The 22,255-nt window shown below is 61.8% G+C and carries 15 protein-coding genes and 1 pseudogene; 4 read left to right on the forward strand and 12 right to left on the reverse strand.

All coding sequences use genetic code 11. The features are described 5' to 3' along the window. Window positions 1-142 precede the first annotated feature (142 nt). Window positions 143-346 carry a hypothetical protein gene (locus LW840_RS06420; RefSeq protein WP_291268234.1) on the forward strand — a complete coding sequence of 68 codons (204 nt, stop codon included), beginning with the start codon at window positions 143-145 and terminating at the stop codon, window positions 344-346. A gap of 142 nt (window positions 347-488) precedes the next feature. Here the strand turns inward: LW840_RS06420 and LW840_RS17590 are convergent. The 4 genes and pseudogenes from LW840_RS17590 to LW840_RS06435 all read right to left on the reverse strand — a co-directional run. Next, window positions 489-623: pseudogene (locus LW840_RS17590) on the reverse strand (PIN domain-containing protein); the annotation flags it as partial. 6 nt (window positions 624-629) lie between these two features. After that, window positions 630-1,073 (reverse strand): helix-turn-helix domain-containing protein, encoded by a 444-nt coding sequence (locus tag LW840_RS06425; RefSeq protein ID WP_291276645.1) that lies wholly within the window; start codon window positions 1,071-1,073, stop codon window positions 630-632. A gap of 78 nt (window positions 1,074-1,151) precedes the next feature. Then, entirely contained in the window at window positions 1,152-1,673 is a 522-nt protein-coding gene (locus LW840_RS06430) for a macro domain-containing protein (protein ID WP_291276646.1), read from the reverse strand. 155 nt (window positions 1,674-1,828) lie between these two features. Next, entirely contained in the window at window positions 1,829-1,996 is a 168-nt protein-coding gene (locus tag LW840_RS06435) for a hypothetical protein (RefSeq protein ID WP_291260412.1), read from the reverse strand. Window positions 1,997-2,352: 356 nt separating this feature from the next. Between LW840_RS06435 and LW840_RS06440 the strand changes: the two genes are divergently transcribed. After that, window positions 2,353-2,745, forward strand: a complete 393-nt coding sequence (locus tag LW840_RS06440; protein WP_291276647.1) for a DUF3568 family protein — start codon at window positions 2,353-2,355, stop codon at window positions 2,743-2,745. Between the two features lie 163 nt (window positions 2,746-2,908). Further along, window positions 2,909-4,873, forward strand: a complete 1,965-nt coding sequence (locus LW840_RS06445; RefSeq protein WP_291276648.1) for an Ig-like domain-containing protein — start codon at window positions 2,909-2,911, stop codon at window positions 4,871-4,873. 274 nt (window positions 4,874-5,147) lie between these two features. Here LW840_RS06445 and LW840_RS06450 read toward each other — a convergent pair whose 3' ends face one another. The 8 genes from LW840_RS06450 to LW840_RS06485 form a co-directional block, all read right to left on the reverse strand. Further along, the gene (locus tag LW840_RS06450; RefSeq protein ID WP_291276649.1) at window positions 5,148-7,922 is read right to left on the reverse strand and encodes a DEAD/DEAH box helicase family protein; all 2,775 of its coding nucleotides are present in this window, start codon (window positions 7,920-7,922) and stop codon (window positions 5,148-5,150) included. Then, entirely contained in the window at window positions 7,919-9,673 is a 1,755-nt protein-coding gene (locus tag LW840_RS06455) for a site-specific DNA-methyltransferase (RefSeq protein WP_291276650.1), read from the reverse strand. The genes LW840_RS06450 and LW840_RS06455 overlap by 4 nt, the downstream gene beginning before the upstream one ends. A gap of 54 nt (window positions 9,674-9,727) precedes the next feature. Then, complete coding sequence (locus tag LW840_RS06460; RefSeq protein ID WP_291276651.1) at window positions 9,728-10,813, reverse strand: hypothetical protein; 1,086 nt, start codon at window positions 10,811-10,813, stop codon at window positions 9,728-9,730. Window positions 10,814-11,215: 402 nt separating this feature from the next. Then, entirely contained in the window at window positions 11,216-14,056 is a 2,841-nt protein-coding gene (locus LW840_RS06465) for an SNF2-related protein (protein ID WP_291276652.1), read from the reverse strand. A 24-nt stretch (window positions 14,057-14,080) separates the two neighbouring features. Then, window positions 14,081-15,040 (reverse strand): restriction endonuclease, encoded by a 960-nt coding sequence (locus LW840_RS06470; RefSeq protein WP_291276653.1) that lies wholly within the window; start codon window positions 15,038-15,040, stop codon window positions 14,081-14,083. A gap of 71 nt (window positions 15,041-15,111) precedes the next feature. Next, the gene (locus tag LW840_RS06475) at window positions 15,112-15,831 is read right to left on the reverse strand and encodes a hypothetical protein (RefSeq protein ID WP_291276654.1); all 720 of its coding nucleotides are present in this window, start codon (window positions 15,829-15,831) and stop codon (window positions 15,112-15,114) included. Between the two features lie 160 nt (window positions 15,832-15,991). Beyond that, entirely contained in the window at window positions 15,992-17,677 is a 1,686-nt protein-coding gene (locus tag LW840_RS06480) for an RNA-directed DNA polymerase (protein ID WP_291276655.1), read from the reverse strand. Window positions 17,678-18,060: 383 nt separating this feature from the next. Beyond that, window positions 18,061-19,125: a Fic family protein gene (locus LW840_RS06485; protein ID WP_291276656.1), complete on the reverse strand. Its 1,065-nt coding sequence runs from the start codon at window positions 19,123-19,125 to the stop codon at window positions 18,061-18,063. A gap of 167 nt (window positions 19,126-19,292) precedes the next feature. Here LW840_RS06485 and LW840_RS06490 point away from each other — a divergent pair. Further along, on the forward strand, window positions 19,293-22,255 hold a 2,963-nt coding region (locus LW840_RS06490; protein ID WP_291276657.1), incomplete at its 3' end, for a glycosyl hydrolase.

Here is a 22,255-nt window from a genome sequence, read left to right on the forward strand (position 1 = left end):
ATTGAGAGAGCCACGGAAGACGCGGATGGGTCACGGATTGCACACGGATACTACAGTCGTTCCTGTCGTCTCGTAGGATCCGTGCAGTTTCCGTGACCATCCGAGTTGTCCGTGGCTGTTCTCTATGCCCTCACCCTCCTCTGTGAGCTCCGTGCTCACGCGTGTCCCCGTCAACGAGACCGGCTGCGGCACCGAGAAGAGGGGCAGAAAGGGGGAGCTCGAGGTCACCGTGCGCATCGAGCGCGTGAGCGCGAGCGTGACGCCGGTGGACGTGATCGCCAAGAAGAACGTGGTGGCGTACGACCGCACGTTCGCGAAGCAGGTGCTGGACGCGATGGCGAAGTAGTAGCCGACCGGCGACAAGTCAGTCCAGTCGGGGGCCAAACAGCTGGCTGATGTGCGCTACTGACTGGCCAAGCCCCGCGTTGCGCAGCGTGTCCAGCACGTCGGCAAGTGACTGCGGCGGATTCTTCAGTCGTTCCACCTGCGTTACGGAAGCACTCGTCGAGGATCTGATCGGACCATCGTGCACGCACGATGCCGGTGCCGGCGATTCCGATCAACAGATCGCGCAGCGGTGCGGGATACAGCACGCACGCGTCGTACACGACGGTGAATGCCATATCCCGTCAGTATCCCATTCCGTGTTCTTGCGCGATCGCGGCGAGTTCGTCGAGTGCAGCAGACTGCCGTTGCGCGTCTGCCTTACGATACGCAAGCAGATCTTCGAATCGCACGCGCCGATGCGTGCCGACTTTCCGGAACGGGATTTGGCCGCGCTCCAGCAGGTCTACCAGGAACGGCCGTGACACGTTCAGAAAATCCGCGGCTTGTTGCGTGGTGAGCTCCGCCTGAATGGGGACGATGGTGACGGCATTGCCGTTGGCCATCTGCCCAAGAATTTCGAGCAGTAGGTCGAACGCCTCCTTTGGCACGATGGCGTGCTCATCCCCAGCGTGCACACGAACGGTGCGCGCACCGGCGATTCCTCCGGCAGGCGAAAGCGATCGAAGCGCACGCTTGGCCTCCTCGGCGGCTTCTGGGGTCGGAATCTGGGCGTTTGTGGCGGTCATACTCGAAATATCGACCAGATTCGAAATAAATGCAATAGTCGAAATAAGCGAAACCGTGGATCCAGGACAGTCCCCCAGCTACTCCGCCGCCACCCCCGCCCGTCGATACGCATCGAGCGTGGTATCATCGAAGCAGGCGAAGATGACGCGCTCCACGAGGCTCTGCCGGCCGGCCACGAAGGCGCGCACGGTGCTCACGGCAATGAGTGTGGCCTCGTCGAGCGGATAGCCGTAGATGCCCGTGCTGATGGCGGGGAAGGCGATCTGGCCGAGCCGGTGCGTTTCGCCCAGCTCCATCACGCTGTGGTATGCATTGGCGAGCAGCTCGGCTTCATGGTGATTGCCGCCCGCCCAGCGCGGCCCCACCGCGTGGATGACGTGGCGCGCCTTCAGGCGGAACCCCGGCGTGATGTGCGCCTCGCCGGTGGGACACGGCGCGACGGCAGCGCAGGCCTTGGCCAACTCGGGACCAGCCGCGCGATGAATGGCACCGCACACGCCGCCGCCCGGCGCGAGGCTGCTGTTGGCGGCGTTTACGATGGCGTCGACGGCGAGAGTCGTGATGTCGACGCGGCTGGCGATAAGGTGGGTAGAAGACATGCGCTACGATAGGGCCCGGGGGTGACAGTCGCGTGCGTCACTCGTTCGTGCTCGACTCTGATTCCGAACGAAATCCCCTGATTGCCATGCTTCGCCTCCCCAAACCGAACAAAGCTGCGACTCGCCGTTCTCGGTGTAAGTGACAGAGACGTTGTTCACAGAAAGCTGTTGTAGGTCAGGTAGGTCAGGTAGGTCGGTAAGGCGGCAGTGCGTCGGGCGGAGCGCCCGTAGGCGGTGGCGTAGGCCGCCATCCCCTTGGGGCTGCCTCCCGGGGTGGCGGCCACACTGCCGAAGCCGCCGGCCACGCACACCACAGCGTGCACGCGGCCCACGCGCGCAGCGCGGTTGGTGTTTGGGCGGTGGCCGGAGTTGAAGACGCGTGCACACAGAGCTCACGGAGAAGGGCGAGGACACGGAGACGTACCGCCAGCTACTGCCCGTGGTGGTTGTGGTGAACGCCGCCCCGCTGGCGCCGCCCCGCCCCTGGTCGAGCCTACGGTCGTGCCCGTGTGTGTCGTGCCCCTCTGTCGTGCCCGCACGATTGATGCAAGAGGATGCCGTAGCCCCGACCGCTGTGCTCCGTGTCCTCAGCCCCCTCTGTGCGCTCAGCGAGCACGCGCTACCGACCCCGACCATGACCCAGACTACGACCCCGACCCCGACCCCGACCCCGACCGCCATGTCCACATCCCGTGCACTTCTCGCCCTCACGCTCGCCGCGACCGTGCTCACCAGCAGCGGTTGTTTTCTGGTGGCCGCCGGCGCTGGAGCGGGCGCGGCCGTGGCCTACAACAATCGCGGGGCCACGGCGCAGCTGCCCGGCGGCGTGAACGCCACCTTCGACAAGGCCGTGGCGAGCTTCGGGCGCAACGGCATCAGCGAAACCGGGCGCGGCACGGAGAACAGCGGCACGCTGCGCACGCTCACCGGCACCAAGGGTGACCTCGAGGTGACGGTGGAGATGAAGCGCAAGAGCGACAACGTGACCGCGGTGGAGGTGGTGGCCAAGAAGAACCTGGTGGAGTACGACCGCGACTTCGCCAAGCGGGTGCTGGAGGAGATGGCGAAGTAGGGGGCAAGGCAACGCGGGGCATTGTCAGACCCCTCCGCGAGGTTGTGTGCAGCAGCCGAGTGGTGTGCTCGTGTCTGCGCAATGACCATCGCGGAGGTATGGAGCTATGTCCCCCTTGGCAGAACTGTCGGGCCGGCGCACTGGTGCCGGGTATGTGCAGCACATGCGTATGGCCGTATGTGCGGTGGTGGCAATGAGTGTGGCCGCCTGCGGAGGCGGTGGGGATGGTGGCGGCAGCAGCATCACCACGCCGCCCCCGGTGGCGGTGGGGAGCGTGGCAGTCACGCTGCCTGCGGCTCAGGTACAGGTGGGGGCGCAGCTTACCGCGCAGGCCGAGGTGCGCAGTGCGGCCGGGGCAGCGCTCAGTGACCGCGTGGTGGCGTGGAGCTCGAGCAACGGCGCCGTGGCCACGGTCACCGATGGCGGGGTGATTACGGGGGTGGCGCCGGGTACGGTGAGCATTACGGCCACCAGTGAGGGGCGCAGCGGAAGTACGTCGCTGACCGTGGTACCGGTGCCGGTGGCGTCCATCGTGGTGAGTGCACCCACCCCCAGTGTGGTGGTGGGGCAAACCCTGGCACTGTCCGTGAGCGTTCGTGCGGCCGACGGCAGTGTGCTCACCGGTCGCCCTGTGGAGTACAGCTCCAGCAGCACGGCCGTGGCCACGGTTTCCAACACCGGGGTCGTGACCGGTATCGCCCCCGGCGCGGTCACCATCACGGTACGTAGCGGAGCGGTTGAAGGCTCCATTGCCATCACGGTGCTGCCGGTTCCGGTGGCGAGCATCACGCTGAGTGCGCCGGCCACCACGCTTGAGACCCGACGCACGCTGGCCGTGTCCGCGACCCTGCGCGCCGCCGATGGGGCGGTGCTCACGGGCCGGTCCGTCGACTGGGAGTCGAGCAATACCGCCGTGGCCACCGTGTCCCCCGCCGGCGTGGTCACGGGCGTCGCACGCGGCACTGTGACCATTACCGCACGGAGTGGTTCGGTGAGCGGCAGTCTGCTGCTTACCGTGACGCCTCCGCCGGTGGCATCGGTGACCGTGACCTCGCCCATTACCACCATCGTGGTGGGTGGCACTACCCAGCTTCAGGCCACGTTGCGCGCCGCCGACGGTACGCTGCTGGAGGGGCGCGAGGTGCAGTGGGTATCCGGCACGGCAAGCGTTGCGACGGTGAACAACGGTGGTCTGGTCACGGCCATCGCACCGGGTACGGTGACCATCAGCGCCACCAGCGAAGGCCGTACTGGAGCGCTCGTGCTTACCGTGCAGCCTCCGGCACCGGCGTCGGTGGTGGTCACGCCCGGGTCGCTCAGTCTGCTCGTCGGCGGCTCGGCCGCGTTGACTGCGAGTGTGCGCGACGCGGGTGGCAACACGCTGCCGGGGGAGCGGGTGACCTGGACGACCTCCAATCCCGCCGTGGTGACTGCACAGCAGAACGGTACCATCACCGCCACCGGCACCGGCGTGGCCACGATCAGCGCCACCGCGGGCGGACGCACCGGGAGCGCCGTAATCACAGTGCAGAACGCGCCCGTGGCCTCGGTAAGCCTCAACTTTTCCGGGATCAACCTGCTGGTGGGCGACGTGCGGCTGCTGGTGGCCACGGCCCGTGACGCGGCCGGCAACGTGCTGACCGGTCGACCAGTGGCCTGGAATACCAGCAACTCGACGGTCGTGAACGGCCAGGTCTTTGGCGATACCGCGATCATCACGGGGGTATCCACCGGCAGCGCCACCGTCACTGCCACGGTGGAAGGCCGTTCGGCCAGTGTGCTGGTGGTGGTGGCGCCTGCCGGCCCGGTGAGTGTGTGCACCCTGATTGCCGGGGCGCTGCTGTTCGGTGATGACGGGCAGTACCTGGGGCGGTTCACCAACCGCTTCGACTCGCAGTCGGTTCTGAACGAGTTCGGTACGTACGGCAGCCGGTTCAGCTCCACCAGCACGAACAACGAATTCGGCACCTACGGGAGCAACTTCAGTTCGCTGTCAGCCTGGAACCCGTTCGCCTCACGTCCGCCGCTGATCGTCCGCAACGGTCAGTTCGTGGCGTACTATACCGTGAACACCGCCCGCACGCCGCGTGTCTCTCCGGCGGTGGCATTGTCGTGCAACTTTCCTTGAGCGCTGAGCTACAAAGGAGCGCAGCTTTCGTAACCGGTGGGTAGCCTTCCTAATGTGAGTCCTTAGGCGCACCCTCTGACTGCCGTAGCTGACAAGTGAAAACATTGCAAAGCTCTCCCTCCACACCAGACCAGTGCCACCACCATACAACGCCAGCGATCGCTCAGGGATCACCGGCATTGCAACTGGCGCGAAGTAGGCAAAAAACTCAAAAAAGCGAGGTCAAGGCCCTGGTACTCCCCGGGGCACAGGCACCAACGTGCGGCGGCTGAACTCAATCAACTGCAAATCGAGCCATAAGCCCTTCGATCGTCGCCGTGTACAGCACGGCCTCATCCGGAATGAGCAGATACCGCCAAGGCTTCCCACCGTGTACAGCGGCATGACCGTTGGCATGGCGACACCATTCAACGGCAGCCTGAGCCTTGGCTCGCACGTCCTTGTCGTCGATCTCTTCCGGGTCCTTGATCTCGACAATCAGGCGATGGGCTGAAGTCTCGACGATGAAGTCCGGCTGGTACTGACGATCGGCCTTCCAGTAGATGCGAATGTCGGCCTTTCCCGGACGGAACCAGCGCGTAGCAGCATCGGCTGAATCTTCGAGGAGCACGGCGAAGCGCCGCTCCCCGTCCGACTCAAACTGCACCTCCGGAAAGAGGCAGCGTGCCATTCCACCAAAACGCATCTGCCGGATACGCGCCTTGTTGGTTACAGGTTCACGGTAGCCGGCAATCGGCTCGTCTCTGGCCACCGTGCGCGAGCGTCCCTCGGGTTTGCTCCACCCGTGCGCCACGATCGGTTCGTAACCGGCAGGTTGTTCGTGACGATGCGCACGGAGATGTTCCGCGATCTGCGTGGCAATGCGCTTCGCATGGAAGGCGACAAGACCTTGAAGCTTCACGTCATGGGCCTCGTAGGCACGGATATGCTCGACGGCTTCCTCGGCCCGCTTGTACAGCAGATCGCCATGCACGTCGTAATCGATATCCGGCTCGTCAATGAGCGCGCGCACGATGTAGTTCTCGAGTCGAGACTCTGTGGCCGGCAGTCCTGCAGCAATGCGGAACTGTTCGCGCGACTGCAGCTCACGCACGACAATCTCCTGATCCGGTACCACAAACCGCATGCCGCCGTTGGGGAGCGGTACGTCGTCGTACGTGATGATGGTCTCGCCCTTCGGCTGAAGGAGAATGCGAGGGATGTCAATGACGGTACCCACGACGGCGGAGATCACCCGCGAGACTACCTGTTCCACGTTCACCGAGCTGGACGCTGTACTTTCGAGCTCCAGCTGTCCCTGGCTCAGAGTTTCCTTCACCTTTGCCGCAATAGCCGCCTGCTGGGTGGTATCCGCCAATCGCGTGCTGCTGGGCAGATTACGGAACTCATCGAGTGCTTCATACACCACTTTAGCCACGCGTGCTTCTTCGGCGGTGGCAAACAACGGCGTTGGCCGAGGGGCTGGTTCCGCGACGGTCGTCCATGATTGCGATTCTACCGCTGTCGCGGGGGGCGTTGAGGAATCGCTGGTTTCCGGAGCCTCGGTTCGCACCAGCGCCTCGAGCATCGCCTCAATCGTAGGCGCCACGCTAAGCGCCACCAGTGGCGCCGCGGCATTGCCGGCGCTCAAATCGATCCGGTCGATCTTGAATGGAGAATCGCCGCGCTCAGCCTCGTCCACGATCTCCTGGAAACGGTCATGCGCTACGATGGTGAGACGGTCGACGGCCGCGACACCGGTGAGCTTGCCGTATGGCAGGCGCAGTCCGCGCCCAATCGACTGTTCCACCAGCGTTCGCGAGTTGGCCGCTCGCAGCGGGACCACGGTGTACAGATTCGTAACGTCCCATCCTTCCTTGAGCATCTCCACGTGGATGACGATCTCGGTAGGCTCATCGGGATCCTCCACCCGAAGGAGTCGCTGAATGACTTCGTCCTTCTCGGCGCCACTGCGATTGGAGTGCACCGTGATCACCCGGCCGTTGTACAGCCCACTGTGGAAGTCGGGGGAAGACATCATGGCCTGCAAGCCTTCGGCATGAGTAGTGTCGCGTGCGATCACCAGAACGAACGGCTTCACCCGTCGTACGTCTTCACGGTCGGCGTAGGCAATGAGCTCGGCTTTCACCTGTTCGTGCAGTACCAGCGCATCTTCCAGCTTGATGCGATCGAGCGCAGCTTCATCGCTGATGTCCACCGGACTATTGCTACGGCCCGCTACCGCAGGCTTCTTGACGAAACCGTCGGCAATGGCGTTGGCGAGCCCGTATCGGTAGGCCACGTTGCTGAAGGGCTCGGCGCGCGACCCACGCTGCACCTGCGGTGTGGCGGTCAGTTCGATGCCCAGAAGCGGATTGAGGTCATTGAGCGCTGTCGCCGCGGCGGCAGCGCGATAGCGGTGCGACTCGTCCATGAGCAAAACCAGATCCGGGAGACCGGCCAGATACTCGAAGTAGCTGGTACCGATGGCCTCGTGCATGCGACGCATGCGGGCCCCGTCGTTGGAGTCGAACTTGGCGATGTTGAATAGGTTGACGTGGATACCCTGTTGAAAGAGATCGCCACTGGCCCCACGTACGCCGCGACCCGTGTCCCAGTCATCGCCGGTGATAAGCTGCGGTGGCTGGGCGGCATACTCCGGCAACCCCGCGAACACATACTTTGGCGTGTTGGGCGTAAAGTCACGCCGCAGCTTGTCGTAAATGGTGAGGTTGGGGGCTACCACGAAGAAATGCTGCACACCGTGCACGCGATGCAGATAGGCGATCTGCGCTCCCATCAGCCGCGTTTTGCCAACGCCCGTAGCCAGCGCGAAGGTGGCACTGGGAAACGCCCGGTCGAATGACGTGAGCGACGGTGCCACTGCCGTACAGGCGGCGCGCTGTGCGTCACGATAACCTGTCTTGATCGCAGTAAACGCACGACGGTCGGCGACAGCGGCCGGAAGATCGAGTGCGTTGGTCAGCTTTCCCAACGTGGTGAGCGCTTCGCGCTGCGGTGCGCGCAGCGAGAGGCGTTGCGCAATTTCGCGAACGGCGCGGTCGTTCATGCGTCGCTCCCGGACAGGAGGTCTGTCTGTGTGTCCGCGGGCGCTGCATCGCTCTTGCGCGCACGACCTTTTCGGCGGGCAGGAGTGGTGTTAGGTGTGGCAGCCGATGGTGCAGTGCTGTCCGTCTCCTCACCCTCGGACTCCGGTGCCGCCGGCAACGAGGCAATGCGCAACGAATAATCATCGCATCCGAACTCGCAGCGGCCGAGCACGGCATTGGGGATCTTCTTGAGGGTAAGATTGGGCCACGACTCCTCGCTTCCCAGCCACGCGCGACACAGCACCTTCAGTGAACGGTCAGGGCCCACGGACTCGCTGAGCCATTCCAGCTGGCGCACGTCGAGTGTCTGTGTGGTTACGTACAAGTAGTCCTGCTCGGTGCTCTTACCCTGCTGCCAGAACACCTGCGGGTTGGGTTCGTAGCGGAACCCTTCCAGCTTGCACACGGCCTCAGCGAGCATGGCCGCGTTGTATTCGCGACTCACCACCCAGTTGCCCCAGTGATCGCGCTCCAACAGTGACGGCGCGAGACGCAGGAAGCGGAACCCGCCGCCGCCCTTCCAGTTGGTTTGCTCAGTTATGCCGCCCGGATCGGCACCGTCGACGACCTTACGCAGACGTGGTACGCAATGCGTAACCGCGTGCTCGCCCAGCTCGATGCCGATCCAGCGGCGACCCATTTTGTGCGCGACTGCGGCGGTGGTGCCGGAGCCGAGGAAAGAGTCGAGGACGAGGTCGCCCGGTGATGTGCAGATCTCCAAGATTCTCGCGACCAAGGGCTCAGGCTTGGGTGTTGCGAATTGGTTCGATGCTCCCAGAAGTGCGGTCAGGTGTTGCTTCGCCTGGCGAGTCGTTTGTAGTTCTCTCCATATGGTGGGATGTGGACGCGTCGGATTCTCGGGTGCGTATTCCCTCGTATAGGGAATCCAATTCACCTTGTCCTTTTTCTTTCTCTCTTTCCAGATGATCTCATTGCTGTTCAGTCGACGGAACACCTCCGCTTTCCCCAACGCCCAGCATGCTTCACGCCCGTCATCGTGAATTGGCCAAACGCTTGTGCCGTCTGGCGCGCGGATTTCGAACCACATGGATGGGCGATCGGTTCGTAGGCTGTTCTTTCCATTCTTTCGAAGTAGCCTATCCCGATACAATCGACCATGCTCATCTCGGTTGCTATAAGCATCCAAGACACCAGGAGCGGACAGTGGCTTGAAGGAATGGATACCTGGCTCTCTTGTATAGCAGAGAATGAAGTCGTGATCGCTCGCTACTGGAACCTTGTTATCGCTGGGAGAGTCTGCAGACTGCCATGTAAAGGTGAATCGGAAGCAATCGCGGCCAAAGATCTCATCCATCAAAACCTTAAGATATGCTTGCTCGTAATCATCGCAGTGGAGGAAGATCGTTCCGTCGCTCGCGAGAAGAGATCGGAGAATCTCCAGTCGGTCCCTCATCAGGCTTAAGTACAGCGAGTGCTCCACGCCATCGTCATAGTGCTCGAATGCTTGGCCGGTGTTGAACGGCGGGTCGATGTACACGCACTTGATGGTCCCCGCGTGTTGCTGCTGAAGCGCCTTGAGCGCGAGTAGATTGTCCCCATGGATTAGCAGATTGTCGAACTGGTCATTCGCCGAAACGCGTGCCGATGCGTGATACGACAGCGTGGCATCTTCAACGAGAATGCGGGGTTCGAGGCGCGGACGTTCGTCTTTGCCTACCCACGTGAGTTCGAGCTTCTGAGATCGCGTCATGCGACGAATGTATGAAAGGTGTGCGACAGTGCAGTGCGGATGTTGCGCGGCAGATCAGGTGAAGATCAGCCGACTGCGACCGGTGAGTACATACTGCGTTGGCGAGCCCAGTGCCCGCGGAATGACTCTGACATAGCCGGCGCGGGTGAGCGCCGTGACCGCCTGCGACACGGCAGACTGTGAAATGCCCCACAGTATTCCAAGCGACTTCTGAGTGTGTATCGCCGACGCATCCTGCTGTCCCCATCCGGTGAGTTGTGCTACACGCGACGGCTCTACAAGGGTGTTCAACTCGGCGAGATATGCGCGCTGAAGGGTGGGTCGCAGATCGTCGAACGCCAGCGGGCCGAAGACGTGTGTCTCCGACTTCGGCAAGCTGGTTTGCGTGGGCACCAGCCCGATGTTCGGCGTCACGCCGTCTTCCAGCGCTTTGAGTACGCCGCGCAGATCGCCTTCAAAGAGTTCATATAAGGTGGCTACGGCCTGGTCGTTCACTGGCGTCACGAATGGTGCGGTCTTGTCGAGACGCATCCAGGCATAGCGTTCGCGAAGGAGTGCCTGCACCTCGGCGAGGTCGAGGGGCTCAAGGGTCAATACGCTGAACGTGGTGCGCACCTGGGCGTGCGTGAGTACCGTGGCCCGTATCGCCTCGACGGTGCCGACCAACACGACGTGCAGCCCGTTATGCATAAGCATGGGATCACGCAGATCACGAAGAATCACGCCGGCACGTTCCGCGTCGCTTTCGCTGAGATGCTCCAGATTATTGAGGTGCACGAGCACGCCGTGTGCATCGCTTTCACCCACGAGAGTCATGAGGTCCCGAAGCACACGCGGACCGTCCAGCAGCATGTCACGCGGGGCGGTGGTCACCATGCTCTGGCTCACCGAAGCGCCTACGCCAAACATCGATCCCCCGCCGCCCCGTATGCGTTCACGCGCGGCGCGCACCAGCACCTGCGCGGCTTGCATGGCGGGGTGGTCGACGATGTGCGGGCGATTCGCCAGCAGGATGTCATACACGCTGCCCAGCACGCGGCCGAACAGGGAATCGCTGGTGTCATCTGCGTAGATGGGCACCACGCTGTCGGTGGTGAGGAAGTCATTCGCCTGAGCCACCGCCTTGAACTGCTTGACCAACGTGGTCTTCCCAATGCCGAGTGAGCCGGCGATCGCTCGCCGGGAAGAGCTGGCTCCTGCGCCGTACAGCCCAGTGGTCAGCGTTTGCAGCTCCGCCTCTCGGCCCACGAAGAGACTCAGTGGATGAGCCTGATCCCCGTCGCCCAGCGGGTCCTGCCAAAATGGCGAAGCGCGTAAGTTAAAGACGCGCCATATGTTAGGGAGTATAGCGGGAGCCATATTACAGGGTGTTTGGCATTATCGGCGAACCGCTCGGAACTGCCAATAATATGAAGCTATTCGATGTATAGCAAATAAACTGGGTTTATCTGGCGCAATGGTGAAATGCAAGATAATGGTGCGGCAGTGCCTCTCACTTTACCGGTCGGGTGCTTCGGCCCTGTGTTGCCCGAGGTATTTCGGTCATACCAGACGCCATGATACCACGAATCGCTCGCTCCAGGATGTCTTGACACCCAACTGCCGTTCAACGGCGGCGATCAGCTCATCCCGCCGCTCAGCAATACGGTCCTGCGCGTCAAAAAGCTCACGCCGCGCGTTGTTCCTCCGCGTTTCGAGCGTCTTGAGCGTGCGTTGCGCCTCAAGCTTGGCGGCGAGCGTGTCCGCACCGCGCGCGTGTCCACGAGCCTCCATGATCTGCCTGTCGAGGTCCTTGAGTTCCCGCTCAAGAGACAGCCGTAAGTCATCGGCCCAGGTATCGAGCTTCGTCACTTCCTCGTCGTACCAGCCGGCGTTTCGCCGTTCTACTCCAGCGAGCACAAGTTGGCACGCTTGGTCGCGCGCGACCGCTAGCGTTGGCGCAACGACTTCGGGTGAGACAGAAAACTGCTGTACCACCTCGAGTGCAAGCAGCCGACGCGCTTGCTCGGCATCCAGTACGCGGCCATCATTGCAAACCGCAGCCAAGACGGGATGTGCCTCGGTCTGCAACGATTGTACGGTGAGTTGTCCACAGAGTAACCATCCGCTCGCTCCGGTGAACTCCACGAGCGCCGCAACCGCCGGCTGACGATGGCTGAGCTGTAGCGTAAGGTGTGCGTGTCCGAGTTCGCGACGGAGTGCGCGCTCGATGAGCGCAGCGGCAAGCGGATGATCCGGACGAAAGAACGTGTCGCCAAGTCGATCCGCCTCTGGCCACTGCAACGCATACCACCCATGCGGTGCAAGCGGGCCGTGATAGCGGAAGCGCGGTACATCACTTGCGAAGTCCGCATCTCCGGACAACTCGTGTCGAGCTAACGACCAAAGCGCGCGCTGGTGGGACGCGAGTGCCTGCTGCGCCTGCTCACGATGCACATACAGACGCGATTGCACGTCGTCGTCGAAATGCTCCAGTACAGCTTGCCGCGTTCGCTCCATGCGGTCGGCAATTTCGGCCTCCAATTCCGCCTGCAGTGCATCAAAGGCTGTATGAATCTCGGCCGCTGTGCGGCAGGACTGATATACCATGGCAATACGCCGCTCGATATCAACCCCGCTTTCCAGTGCACCGAGCACACCGTCGGAGGCGCCAAAGACACCCTCAAAGAGACGGAACTTGGCAGAAAGCAATTCGTAAACGCGTCGATCTGCCGCGTTGGCGGTGTTGACAAGATTGAGCACCACGACGTCGTGCTGCTGCCCGTAGCGATGACAGCGGCCGATACGCTGCTCGATGCGCTGTGGGTTCCACGGCAAGTCGTAGTTCACCACAAGAGAGCAGAACTGCAGGTTCACGCCCTCGGCAGCCGCCTCGGTTGCCACCAGAATGGTGGCCGTGTGTCGGAACGCATTGATGATGGCCGCGCGCGTGTCGGCTGCTCGGGAGCCTGAGATTGTGTTGCTGCCAGCATGCGCCCGACGCCACGCTTCGTAGCGGGCACGGGATATCGGATCGCTATTCTGCCCGTTGAGGAACACGACCTGACCTGCGTAGCCATTGGCCTCGAGCAATCGAACGAGATACTCCTGCGTGCGCCGAGACTCCGTGAATACCACTGCCTTACGTGTTGCGCCAAGTGCAGTTGCCCGGCTGAGTGCGGTGTCGAGAGCCGAGAGCAGCGCCACTCCCTTGGCGTTGCTGTCGATCGACTCGGCGAGTGCCGCGTAGCGTCGCAGCTCGGCCAGCTCAGAGGCCGGATCGGGCGCGGATTCAATGGCTTCGTTGGGAACTGGTTGCGTGAACTCTTCGGTCAGGTCATCCAGGCAACCAAAATCATCGCCGATTGCGGCAGGGATTGGGTTAACGCTACTCGAAGGGGACGCCTCAGTGACTGCCTCGAGTCTTGAGGCAAGCGCGCGCAGTGTGCCGGAAACGGCGAAGGAGGACGACGCGAGCAAGCGTCGCAGCACGAGGGTGAGCAGTGCTCGCTGGCTTGGTGCAATGGCAACTAGATTGTCCCGCTGCAGATACGCGCTGACGAGATCGTAGAGCTGCTGCTCGGCCGCCGACGGTGTGAAGTCCTGTGTGAGTGGAATGCGGTTCGTGAAGCGCACGTACTCAAGCACCTGAGCGCGCAGGGTGCGCGTGAGCACACCACTCATTCTTTCACGAAGACGCGTGGCAGTAGCGGCATTGAGTGCAGCCCCGGTGCCGAAGCGCGCGCGAAAGGACGCTTCATCCCCGAAGCAGTGTGGGTCTACGAACGACGTGAGGCCGTACAGCTCCAAAAGCGAGTTCTGGAGTGGCGTCGCCGTAAGCAGCAGCTTCGGCGCGTGTGCTGTTGCATCCCGAAGCGCGCTGGCGATGCGGCTTCCGGGCTTGTACACATTGCGCAGGCGGTGCGCTTCGTCGAAGACGACCAGATCCCACGGTACACCAGCGACTGTTGCCGCCCGAGCAGCGGCAAACTGATAGGACGCGACCAACACCGTGTCGGAGCGGTCGGGCGATTGTGTTCGCTGATCGAAGATTTCGACTGGAAGACCGAACTTCTGCTGAAGCTCTTCCATCCACTGCTTCCGCAACGTCGCCGGCACAACAAGTAGTATACGGCGCCGGCGCTCCGCCCAGCGCTGTGCGATAACGAGGCCCGCCTCAATAGTCTTTCCAAGGCCGACCTCGTCGGCGAAAACTACGCCGCGCGTGAGCGGGGAGCGGAGTGCGAAGAGGGCCGCGTCGACCTGATGCGGATTGAGATCGACCTTGGCGTTGGCAATCGTGCGAGCAATGTCTGACGCGGTGCCCGTGGCTTCACTGGCAATGAGTTGCAGCGCCCACCACGCGGCGTGGTAGTCGGTGGAAAAGTGGTCATCAGGGCTCACAGGCATGCAAGAGGGGCAGACGCGTCAGGCGACAGGCCAGTAGATCTTGACGAGTGGCACTAACGTTCGGCCCTCTGCATCGAGCGTCTCGTAATGCTCGACCACGAGATCAGCGAAATCGTCCAGCCCGACCATTGTGAGAGGTATCGTAGCGCGATCCGCCTCATAACGTGCCTCGCGCGTGAAGCCTCCGGTGCTCACGTAGAGTCCGCAGTCACCACTGCGCAGCCCCCCGAGAAAGCTGCGGACCTGCTCTGGGCCCATCCGGTCGCGCGGGCGATGCTTAACCTCCGCGACGATCCGAGGTGTTCGAAAGCCAAGACCGTCCGGCGACGCGAAGACATCGCGCCCCCCGTCTGCGCTTTTCGGTGTCACGCGCGCCCTATAGCCCATGGCCCGCAGCAAGGAGGCAACGAGCAACTCCATGTCGTCGGGGGAAAGTCTGAGCAATCGGTCCTTAAGAAACTCTCTCGCTCTCGCGACAGCGTCGAGTCGAACTTCTACGAGCTCAGTGCTTTCCTCGTCCTCAGCTACGTGCGGTTCAGTTGGCTCAGATGTCCCTCTTAGCAGTGACTCAAGCTCAATGAGTGCCTCGTCGCTCGGCTGAAAGAGCGTAACAATGCTCCCTAGCGTGTTCTTGCTGCTAGCCGACAAACGGTCGCGATCTACTCGTCCATCCCACTTAATTGGACGAATATGCGGATAATCAGGGACGAGATCCGGCCTGAAGGCATACGGCCCCTGTACAGTCCCCAGCATATACTCTCGCGACGACGGATCGTAGGTGACCACGCGATCACCGGTTGCAATGATACCGCGAAACTTCATCAGAGTACTCCCCGAGATGATGACGTTCCCTGGTTTCGCATCCGGATACGCACGTGCGACGGCCGTGCGGAACTGTTCGACGGCGGTAAAGGTCGTGAGATCCCCAACAGCAGACCAACCTACCGCCACGAGTCTGAGGCGCTCGAAATCAGACACGAGTCTACCAGCGTCCCCAGCGCGCACCATCCAAAAAGCAGTCATTGGTGCTCTACGAGAGTTGAGGTTTCCTAGAAGGCAGTAACGGTTATCAACTTCTTTCCCTTCTTAGATTCGCGCCAGATCTCAACCTTGAACCGTTCTGGCGAAGGCGCCACCGGTTTCGGACGCGGTTCGAATGGCCGCTTCTTGGGGGCTCCACCCTCGGCTGGTTCAAGAAGCATCGCACGTGGCATTTCGAGTATCTCAATCGGTAGCATTAGTTGCTCCGGATGGAGACGGACTTCTCCGAGTGAGTCCTTGAGGGACTTCATAAATTCCGGCGATGATTCCGCCTCTGATCCGAGGATTTCTTCGACCACGCGAGTCGCTTGCTCAGCTGTCATCTCGCGCCGTTGAACCCTTACAAATAGATCCTGAACTTGGCCAAGGACTCCTCGGCGCTTACGGACGACTACTCGTCGGTTACCGCTGTTGAACGGAGCAACCGCTCGCTCAGACACGAAGTCAGAGACCGCCTGAACCTGCGACTCGATTCTTTTCACACCAGCGAAGAAGCCTTCGTAATTCGCAAGAGTAGCCATTACCACTCCGACTTTGGCGAGGATCTTCGCGCGTCCTTTGAGTGAGCCCTCCTCGACATCGAGCGAAAGTGCGTAATCTTCAAGGTCGAGGTTGGTCGCTGTTCTCAACGCCCATTGATCAAATAGATCATTGGAATATGCCTCAAGGTCAGGGCGAGGCAGTGGCGAAACATCAATAACGAAAGTTACCGAGCCGAGATCGATCAAGTCGTCACTCCGGCTACTATGCTTGATGATAATGTCCTTACGCTTTGTGGTGCACGAGCGCCCGTTAGCTTGAAGTGCCCCATGCCCACAGCCAGCTGAACCACGCAAAACTTCGTTCGCGGATCAGTTAACAACGGGGTTCGCTGTACGGCGACCGTGATCATTCGTAATCGAGCTCGCTCGATGAGAGTCGGAAAGTTGTCCGGATCCCGTTGACCAGACCGACCCCGCGCCGGAGGAGCGGAGCGACGACTGTAGGCGTTTCAGGACAGGTGCGAGCCTGCCGGCGTGAGATTCCGTAATTCGGCTCCGACTGCGTTCTGAGGTACTCGATCAGTTCTGTATGGTCAGCGTTCCATGCGAGTGCGAGCTCATATAGTCGATCCCGAAGCGTAACTGGCAGTTCCTGAATGGCGATGACCGTGGCGCGCTGCACGAGGTAACTCCGCTGCCGCGTGAAGTTTGCGTTGAAGAGTGACTCTCTCTCTGTATTGTTGGATACTGCGCCGAGAAGGACGATCGCCTGGGCTGCCACGGCATCTGATTCGTAACTGCCAGCGACCGCCTTCGCACGGGAAATCAGGATTTCTGGTAACGGGCGAGGCAGATAGAGAGCCAATCGCCATAGGTGGAACTTCTGCCAACTAAAGAGCGACTCGTTGGTTACTAGAAGGTCAACGACAGAATCTGTAACGGCTTGGCTAGCGGTTGCTGAAAGCAGGCGAACCCAGTAGTCCGTTCGATCCGGATGCGATCGAAGGCGAGGAATCACAAACTGCTCAAGTCTCGGGAGAATCGCTTCAGCGAGTGAGTCAAAAGCCGCAATATCTAGGAGCCGATTCGCAAATGCGCGAAACTTTCGATCGTCACCATTTGGTCCTGAGTGGAACGCTAGTCGCTCGAAGAGGACGCCGATGTTCCCGCGAAGGCTAATGCAGTCACTCGCGCGAATCTGCTCCTCGACTTCTGAGATGCGAATATCATCGCTAACGTCGAGAAGCGAATTGTATCGAGGCTGGTCTCTGTTTACGATCTCTGTCTTCTCTGTTGCAAGGAATAGCCGGCATTTCGCCAGAAGTCTTTGAAGAAAGTGAAGAGCTTGAATCGCTTCGTCATGTGAGGATGCAACAATGCGAATGTCGTCGACCCACCGAAAGTATCGGAATCCGCCTGCTATCATCTCGTGGTCAATTCCGTTTAGGTAAAGGCTACCGAAAAAGCTGCTCGGATCGTGGTTTTGTGGTATTCCGTGGCCGTCCGTACACCACATGCGAAGCAGTCGCTGAAGTGCGAGAAGCACTGCGTCGTCTTCCTCAGTCTTCGCCGGTCCAAGTAGCGACCCAATTCTTTCGCATAGCTGATCGCAGGAGATGTGATCATAGAATGCAGCTAGATCCGTAAGGACTACGACCTTAGCGCCAGGCTCCAATGCGGCAGTTCGGAAGTCATTGTGGAAAGTCTTCCAGCGTTCAATCCGGTGAGAGAACGGGTACTCGTCTCCATCGTCAGTTCTATCAAGGCGATACGAGTACGATGCAGACTGAAGCTGGCGGTCGAGCTTCGCGATGAAATGGCGAAGGATCGCGAGATACGCTACTCGATGTAGAGGGTGCAGAATCACTGCTTCGCGGAGAAGCCGGCTCCGCTTTGGGACGTAGTCAACCCAGTGGGCAGGGTTATCAAACTGCAGCCAACGGTGCTGCTGACGGACGGCATAGGCGCTCTCGCGCCCCCTCAAATCCGCTAAGGCTATTGAATCCGGAAAAAAGTCGTCAGCTGCGTCCTTGACTAGCCAACGGGTGGCTGTCTCAGGGCTTAACGCCCGCTTTAGCGTTTGATAATTCATTGGGCCGTGGAAACGGGGAACTCTCATCCTCGAGCCGCTGGCGCATAGTTACAGGGCTCGCGGGCCGTGCATTCGAGTTTCGAACAACACTCCTTTGATCAACGCCAACCGCGGACAGCGGAGGCCTCAGCACGACTACAATCGAAAAACAGTCCACCAATCGGCGAAACTTCTAGATCATTGGAGCTCCTGGAGTTGGCCAAAATGCGGTTAGAAGTGTAAGCGATCACGGCCAGCTCCACCGTAGGAACAACATGTGATTTGATCTCACTGGTAGATGTCTGAGCTGATGGCCGCGCTTCCACCAATCAGTCGAGCGTCCATCAAACATAGGTGGCCACGAATCCGGTGCTTGACGGCCAATCTGAACTATACCTCCTCCGTCAGGTCATTCTCGTCAGAATCTCGAACAACCGCGTGTTGATGTAGTAGTTCGTCCGCCCGGCGCGAATCTTTCGTAGCATACCATGATCCGCTAGGGCGTTGAGATACTTCGTCGCGGTTATTCTAGTCACGCCAATGTCCTGCTCCACGAACGAGACCTTCGTGTACGGATGCGTGAACAGATTGTTCAGCAGTCCTTGTGAATAGAACGGGAAGGCGCGGAGCTCGCGCTTTGTCGTGAGCAGAGCCTCGCGGATGGCGTTCACCGTGCCGATACCGTCACGGGCACTCTCCGATACTGCCGTAAGCATGTAGAGCACCCACGACTCCCAGTCACCGTCTTCTCGTACGCTCTGGAGCAGCCGGTAGTACGTTGGCTTGGTACGCACGATGTGGTGACTGAGATAAAGGACGGGCAGGTCGAGCAGCCCCTCCTTGAGCAGGAACAGCACGTTCAGAATGCGACCCGTACGGCCGTTCCCATCGTAGAACGGGTGGATGCTTTCGAAGCGATGATGCAGGATCGCCATGCGAACGAGGGGATCCATGGAGGCCGCGGGCTCATTCAGCTCGCGCTCGAGACTGCTCATCAGGTCGACGATGGCGCGCGCGTCCTGCGGCGGCGTGTAGATCACGCGGCCAGACTGGTCCTTGAGCACGGTACCGGGCACCTTCCGAAAGCCAGAGCGCGTCGGCTCGAGCGTGCCTTGGATCTGCTGGATATGGTTGCTGGTGAGCAGGCCATGGTGTCTTACGAGACTCCAGCCGACATCAAGCGCCTGCCGGTAGCGCAGCACCTCCTTCGCAGCGGGCGATTGCGCGAGATGTTCATCGGCGGCCGAGCGGAACAGATCGTCGTGCGTCGTGACGATGTTCTCGATGGCGGACGAGTCCTTGGCTTCCTGAAGCAACAGCGCACTCAGCAGTATTCGCTGATTGGGAATGGTCGCGACCACCCCTTTGAACTCACCTAGAAGCCTCGAGGATTCGGCGAGCTTTCGGTATACCGCGACTGTTTCCAGTTTCACGGTGTCCAGGGGCGTGAGCTCATCAAGGGTGGTCATGGACGTGTATAGAATATGTTCGTGGACTATACACGTCAGCCTTGTCGTGTATAAAAAAGCTAAAAAACTATACACGTCATGATTCAGGATAGATAGGGCACTTCGCTCGCCGCCCACCCATCCTCAGCGCAACTTAGGGCACCGTTCCCCTCTATATCCCGGTACCCATGCGCCTCCGCCCCCTCCTCCTCGCGCTCGCCCTCACGCCGACCGCGCTCTCCGCCCAACGCGCCCCCGCCAAACCGGCCGCCGCGCCGGCCCCCCTCCTCGACACCGCCTTCGTCAAAGTCCCCACCTGGCGGTTCGTGGGGCCCGATGGCAACCGCGTGATCGCGGTCGCGGGCGTGCCGGGCGAGTACAAGACCTACTACGCGGGCGCGGCTTCGGGCGGGCTGTTCAAGAGCACCAACGGCGGCATTCGCTGGGTGCCGGTGACCGACTCGCTGCGGGTCTCCAGCATAAGCGCCATCGCGGTGGCGCCGAGTGACCCCAACGTGGTGTGGTTCGGCACGGGGGAAACGTTCCTGCGCAGCAACATCTCCATTGGCGACGGCATCTACCGCAGCACCGACGCAGGCGGGCACTGGCAGCGCATGGGGCTCGAGAACACGGGGCGCATTGGGCGGGTGCTCATTCACCCCACCAACCCCGATGTGGTGTACGCCGCCGCCCAGGGGCACGGGTACGGGCCGCAGGCCGATCGCGGGCTGTGGCGCACCACCAACGGTGGCAAAGAGTGGAAGAAGGTGCTGTTCGTGAACGACAGCACGGGCATAATCGACGTGGCCATGGACCCCACCAACCCGCGCGTGCTCTTCGCGGCGAGCTGGCAGCAGTACATCGTGCCGTGGGACAAGAACAGCGGTGGCGCCGGCAGCGGCATATACATGTCGCGCGACGCAGGCGACACGTGGACACGCCTGGACGGCGGCCCCAGTGGACAGGGGTGGGGGCGCGGGCTGCCACGCACGGGCACCATGGGCAAGATCGGGCTGGGCATAGCGCGCAGTGACCCGCAGCGGGTGTACGCGCTCATTGAAATGAAGGAGCCGGCGTTCTACCGCAGCGACGACGGCGGCCGCAGCTGGCGCGCGGTGAACCGCGATCACGACCTGCTGGAGCGCCCGCAGTACTACACCCGCTTTGGGGTGAACCCGGCCAACGCGGACAATGTGTACTTCGTGGGGGTGCGCTTCGTGGGCACGCTCGACGGCGGGCTCACCAAGATGCCCAACCCGCCGCGCGCGGGCGGCGACCTGCACGACATCTGGTGGGACGTGCGCGACCCCGATCGCTTCGTGGTGGGTGACGACGGTGGCGTGGGCATCACCATTGACGGCGGCAAGAGCTTCACGCGCATCGCGCTCCCCAACGCGCAGATGTACCACGTGGCCACCGACACCAAGATTCCCTACAACCTGTACGGCAACCGGCAGGACGGGTACTCGTACGGTGGCCCCAGCAACTCGCGCGGCTCACGCAGCATTGGCGTGTGGAGCGCGGTGGGTGGCTGCGAAAGCGGGTGGGCCATTCCCGACACCATTAACGGGCGTACCGTATGGAGCGGCTGCTACGACGCGGGGCTCGAGCGCTTCGACCTGCAGACCAAAATGGCGCGCGCCGTGGAGCCGTGGCCGGAAGCGGGGTACGGGGTGCCTCCCAAGGATCTCAAGTACCGCTTCCAGTGGACCTTCCCCATTCACCTCTCCCCGCACGATCACAACACGGTGTACGTGGGCTCGCAGTACGTGCACAAGACCACCAACGGCGGGCAGAGCTGGACGCTCATCTCCCCCGACCTGTCCACCAACGACAGCACCAAGCAGCAGAGTAGTGGCGGCTTCGTGATAGACAACCTGTTCGTGGAGAACGTGACGGTGCTGTTTGCCATCGCCGAGTCGCCCCTGGAGAAGGGGGTGATCTGGGCGGGCACCATGGACGGGCTGGTGCACATCACCCGCAACGGCGGCACCACGTGGAGCAACCTCACCGCCAACCTGCCGGGGCTCCCCAAGTGGAGCACCATCACCAGCATCGAACCCAGCAAGTACGACGCGGGCACGGCGTACATTGGGGTGGACGCACATCTCATCAACGATCGCGACCCGTACATCTACAAGACCACCGACTACGGCCGCACGTTCACGCGCCTCGACGCCGACATTCCGCGCAGTGTGTTCAGTTACGTGCACGTGGTGCGTGAAGACCCGGTGCGGCGCGGCCTGCTGTACGCGGGCACCGAGAACGCGCTGTACGCGTCGCTCAACGACGGGAAGCAGTGGATAGAGCTGAACGGCGCGCCCGCCAACGGGCTGCCGCACGCGCCGGTGAGCTGGCTGCAAATTCAGGGGCACTTCCACGACCTGGTGGTGAGCACGTACGGGCGCGGCTTCTACATTGCCGACGACATTTCGTACCTGCGCGCCATGGCCGATTCGCTGGCCACCAAGCCCGCCACGCTGCTCCCCATGCGCGCGGCGTATCGCTTCAGAAAGGTGGCCACGCCGCTGGCGGCCACCAACTCGCTGGTGGGCGGCCAGGACCCGCCACTGGCGGCGACCATCAACTACACCATTGGCGGCAGCGCCAGGGATTCCCTGCCGCGCGACAGCGTGCGCTTCCTGGTGTACGACGCCGGTGGTGCGCTCATTCGCAAGTTTGCCGGCGCGCCGGCCAAACGTGGGCTCAACCGCGCGCTGTGGGACCTGCGCCACGAAGGGCCACGAAAGGCCAAGCTGCGCACCGCGCCGCCGGGGAACACGTTTTTGCGCGTAACCGATTCGCGGCCACTGGTGCCGTGGGACCTGGACCTGGTGGGCGGGCAGGTGGGGCCGCTGGTGGCGCCCGGTACGTACACGGTGGCGATGGTCTACAAGAGCGACACCCTCCGCCAGAAAGTGGAGGTGCGCCGCGACCCCAACAGCGAGGGCACTGATGCCGACATTGCCGCGCAGGTGGCGCTGGCGCTGCGCATTCGTGACGCCATGAACGAAACGGTGGCGCTCATTGACGAAAGCGAGTGGCAGCGGCGCGGCTTCGAGCAGATGCGCACCACGCTGCGCGAGAAGATCCGCGACGCCAGGGAATACGGTGCCAGCCCCGGCCCGGCGCTCAGGATTCCCGACGCCGA

It is taken from the genome of Gemmatimonas sp. (assembly GCF_021298855.1).
Taxonomy (GTDB): Bacteria; Gemmatimonadota; Gemmatimonadetes; order Gemmatimonadales; family Gemmatimonadaceae; genus Gemmatimonas.

Bases quoted from the DNA above. Each gene is read 5' to 3' on its own strand.
- LW840_RS06450 (WP_291276649.1), bottom strand. From the start codon at position 7,922: ATGAACGACCGCGCCGTTCGCGAAATTGCGCAACGCCTCTCGCTGCGC.
- LW840_RS06445 (WP_291276648.1), top strand. From the start codon at position 2,909: ATGCGTATGGCCGTATGTGCGGTGGTGGCAATGAGTGTGGCCGCCTGC.
- LW840_RS06485 (WP_291276656.1), bottom strand. From the start codon at position 19,125: ATGACCACCCTTGATGAGCTCACGCCCCTGGACACCGTGAAACTGGAA.
- LW840_RS06480 (WP_291276655.1), bottom strand. From the start codon at position 17,677: ATGAATTATCAAACGCTAAAGCGGGCGTTAAGCCCTGAGACAGCCACC.
- LW840_RS06440 (WP_291276647.1), top strand. From the start codon at position 2,353: ATGTCCACATCCCGTGCACTTCTCGCCCTCACGCTCGCCGCGACCGTG.
- LW840_RS06425 (WP_291276645.1), bottom strand. From the start codon at position 1,073: ATGACCGCCACAAACGCCCAGATTCCGACCCCAGAAGCCGCCGAGGAG.
- LW840_RS06430 (WP_291276646.1), bottom strand. From the start codon at position 1,673: ATGTCTTCTACCCACCTTATCGCCAGCCGCGTCGACATCACGACTCTC.
- LW840_RS06455 (WP_291276650.1), bottom strand. From the start codon at position 9,673: ATGACGCGATCTCAGAAGCTCGAACTCACGTGGGTAGGCAAAGACGAA.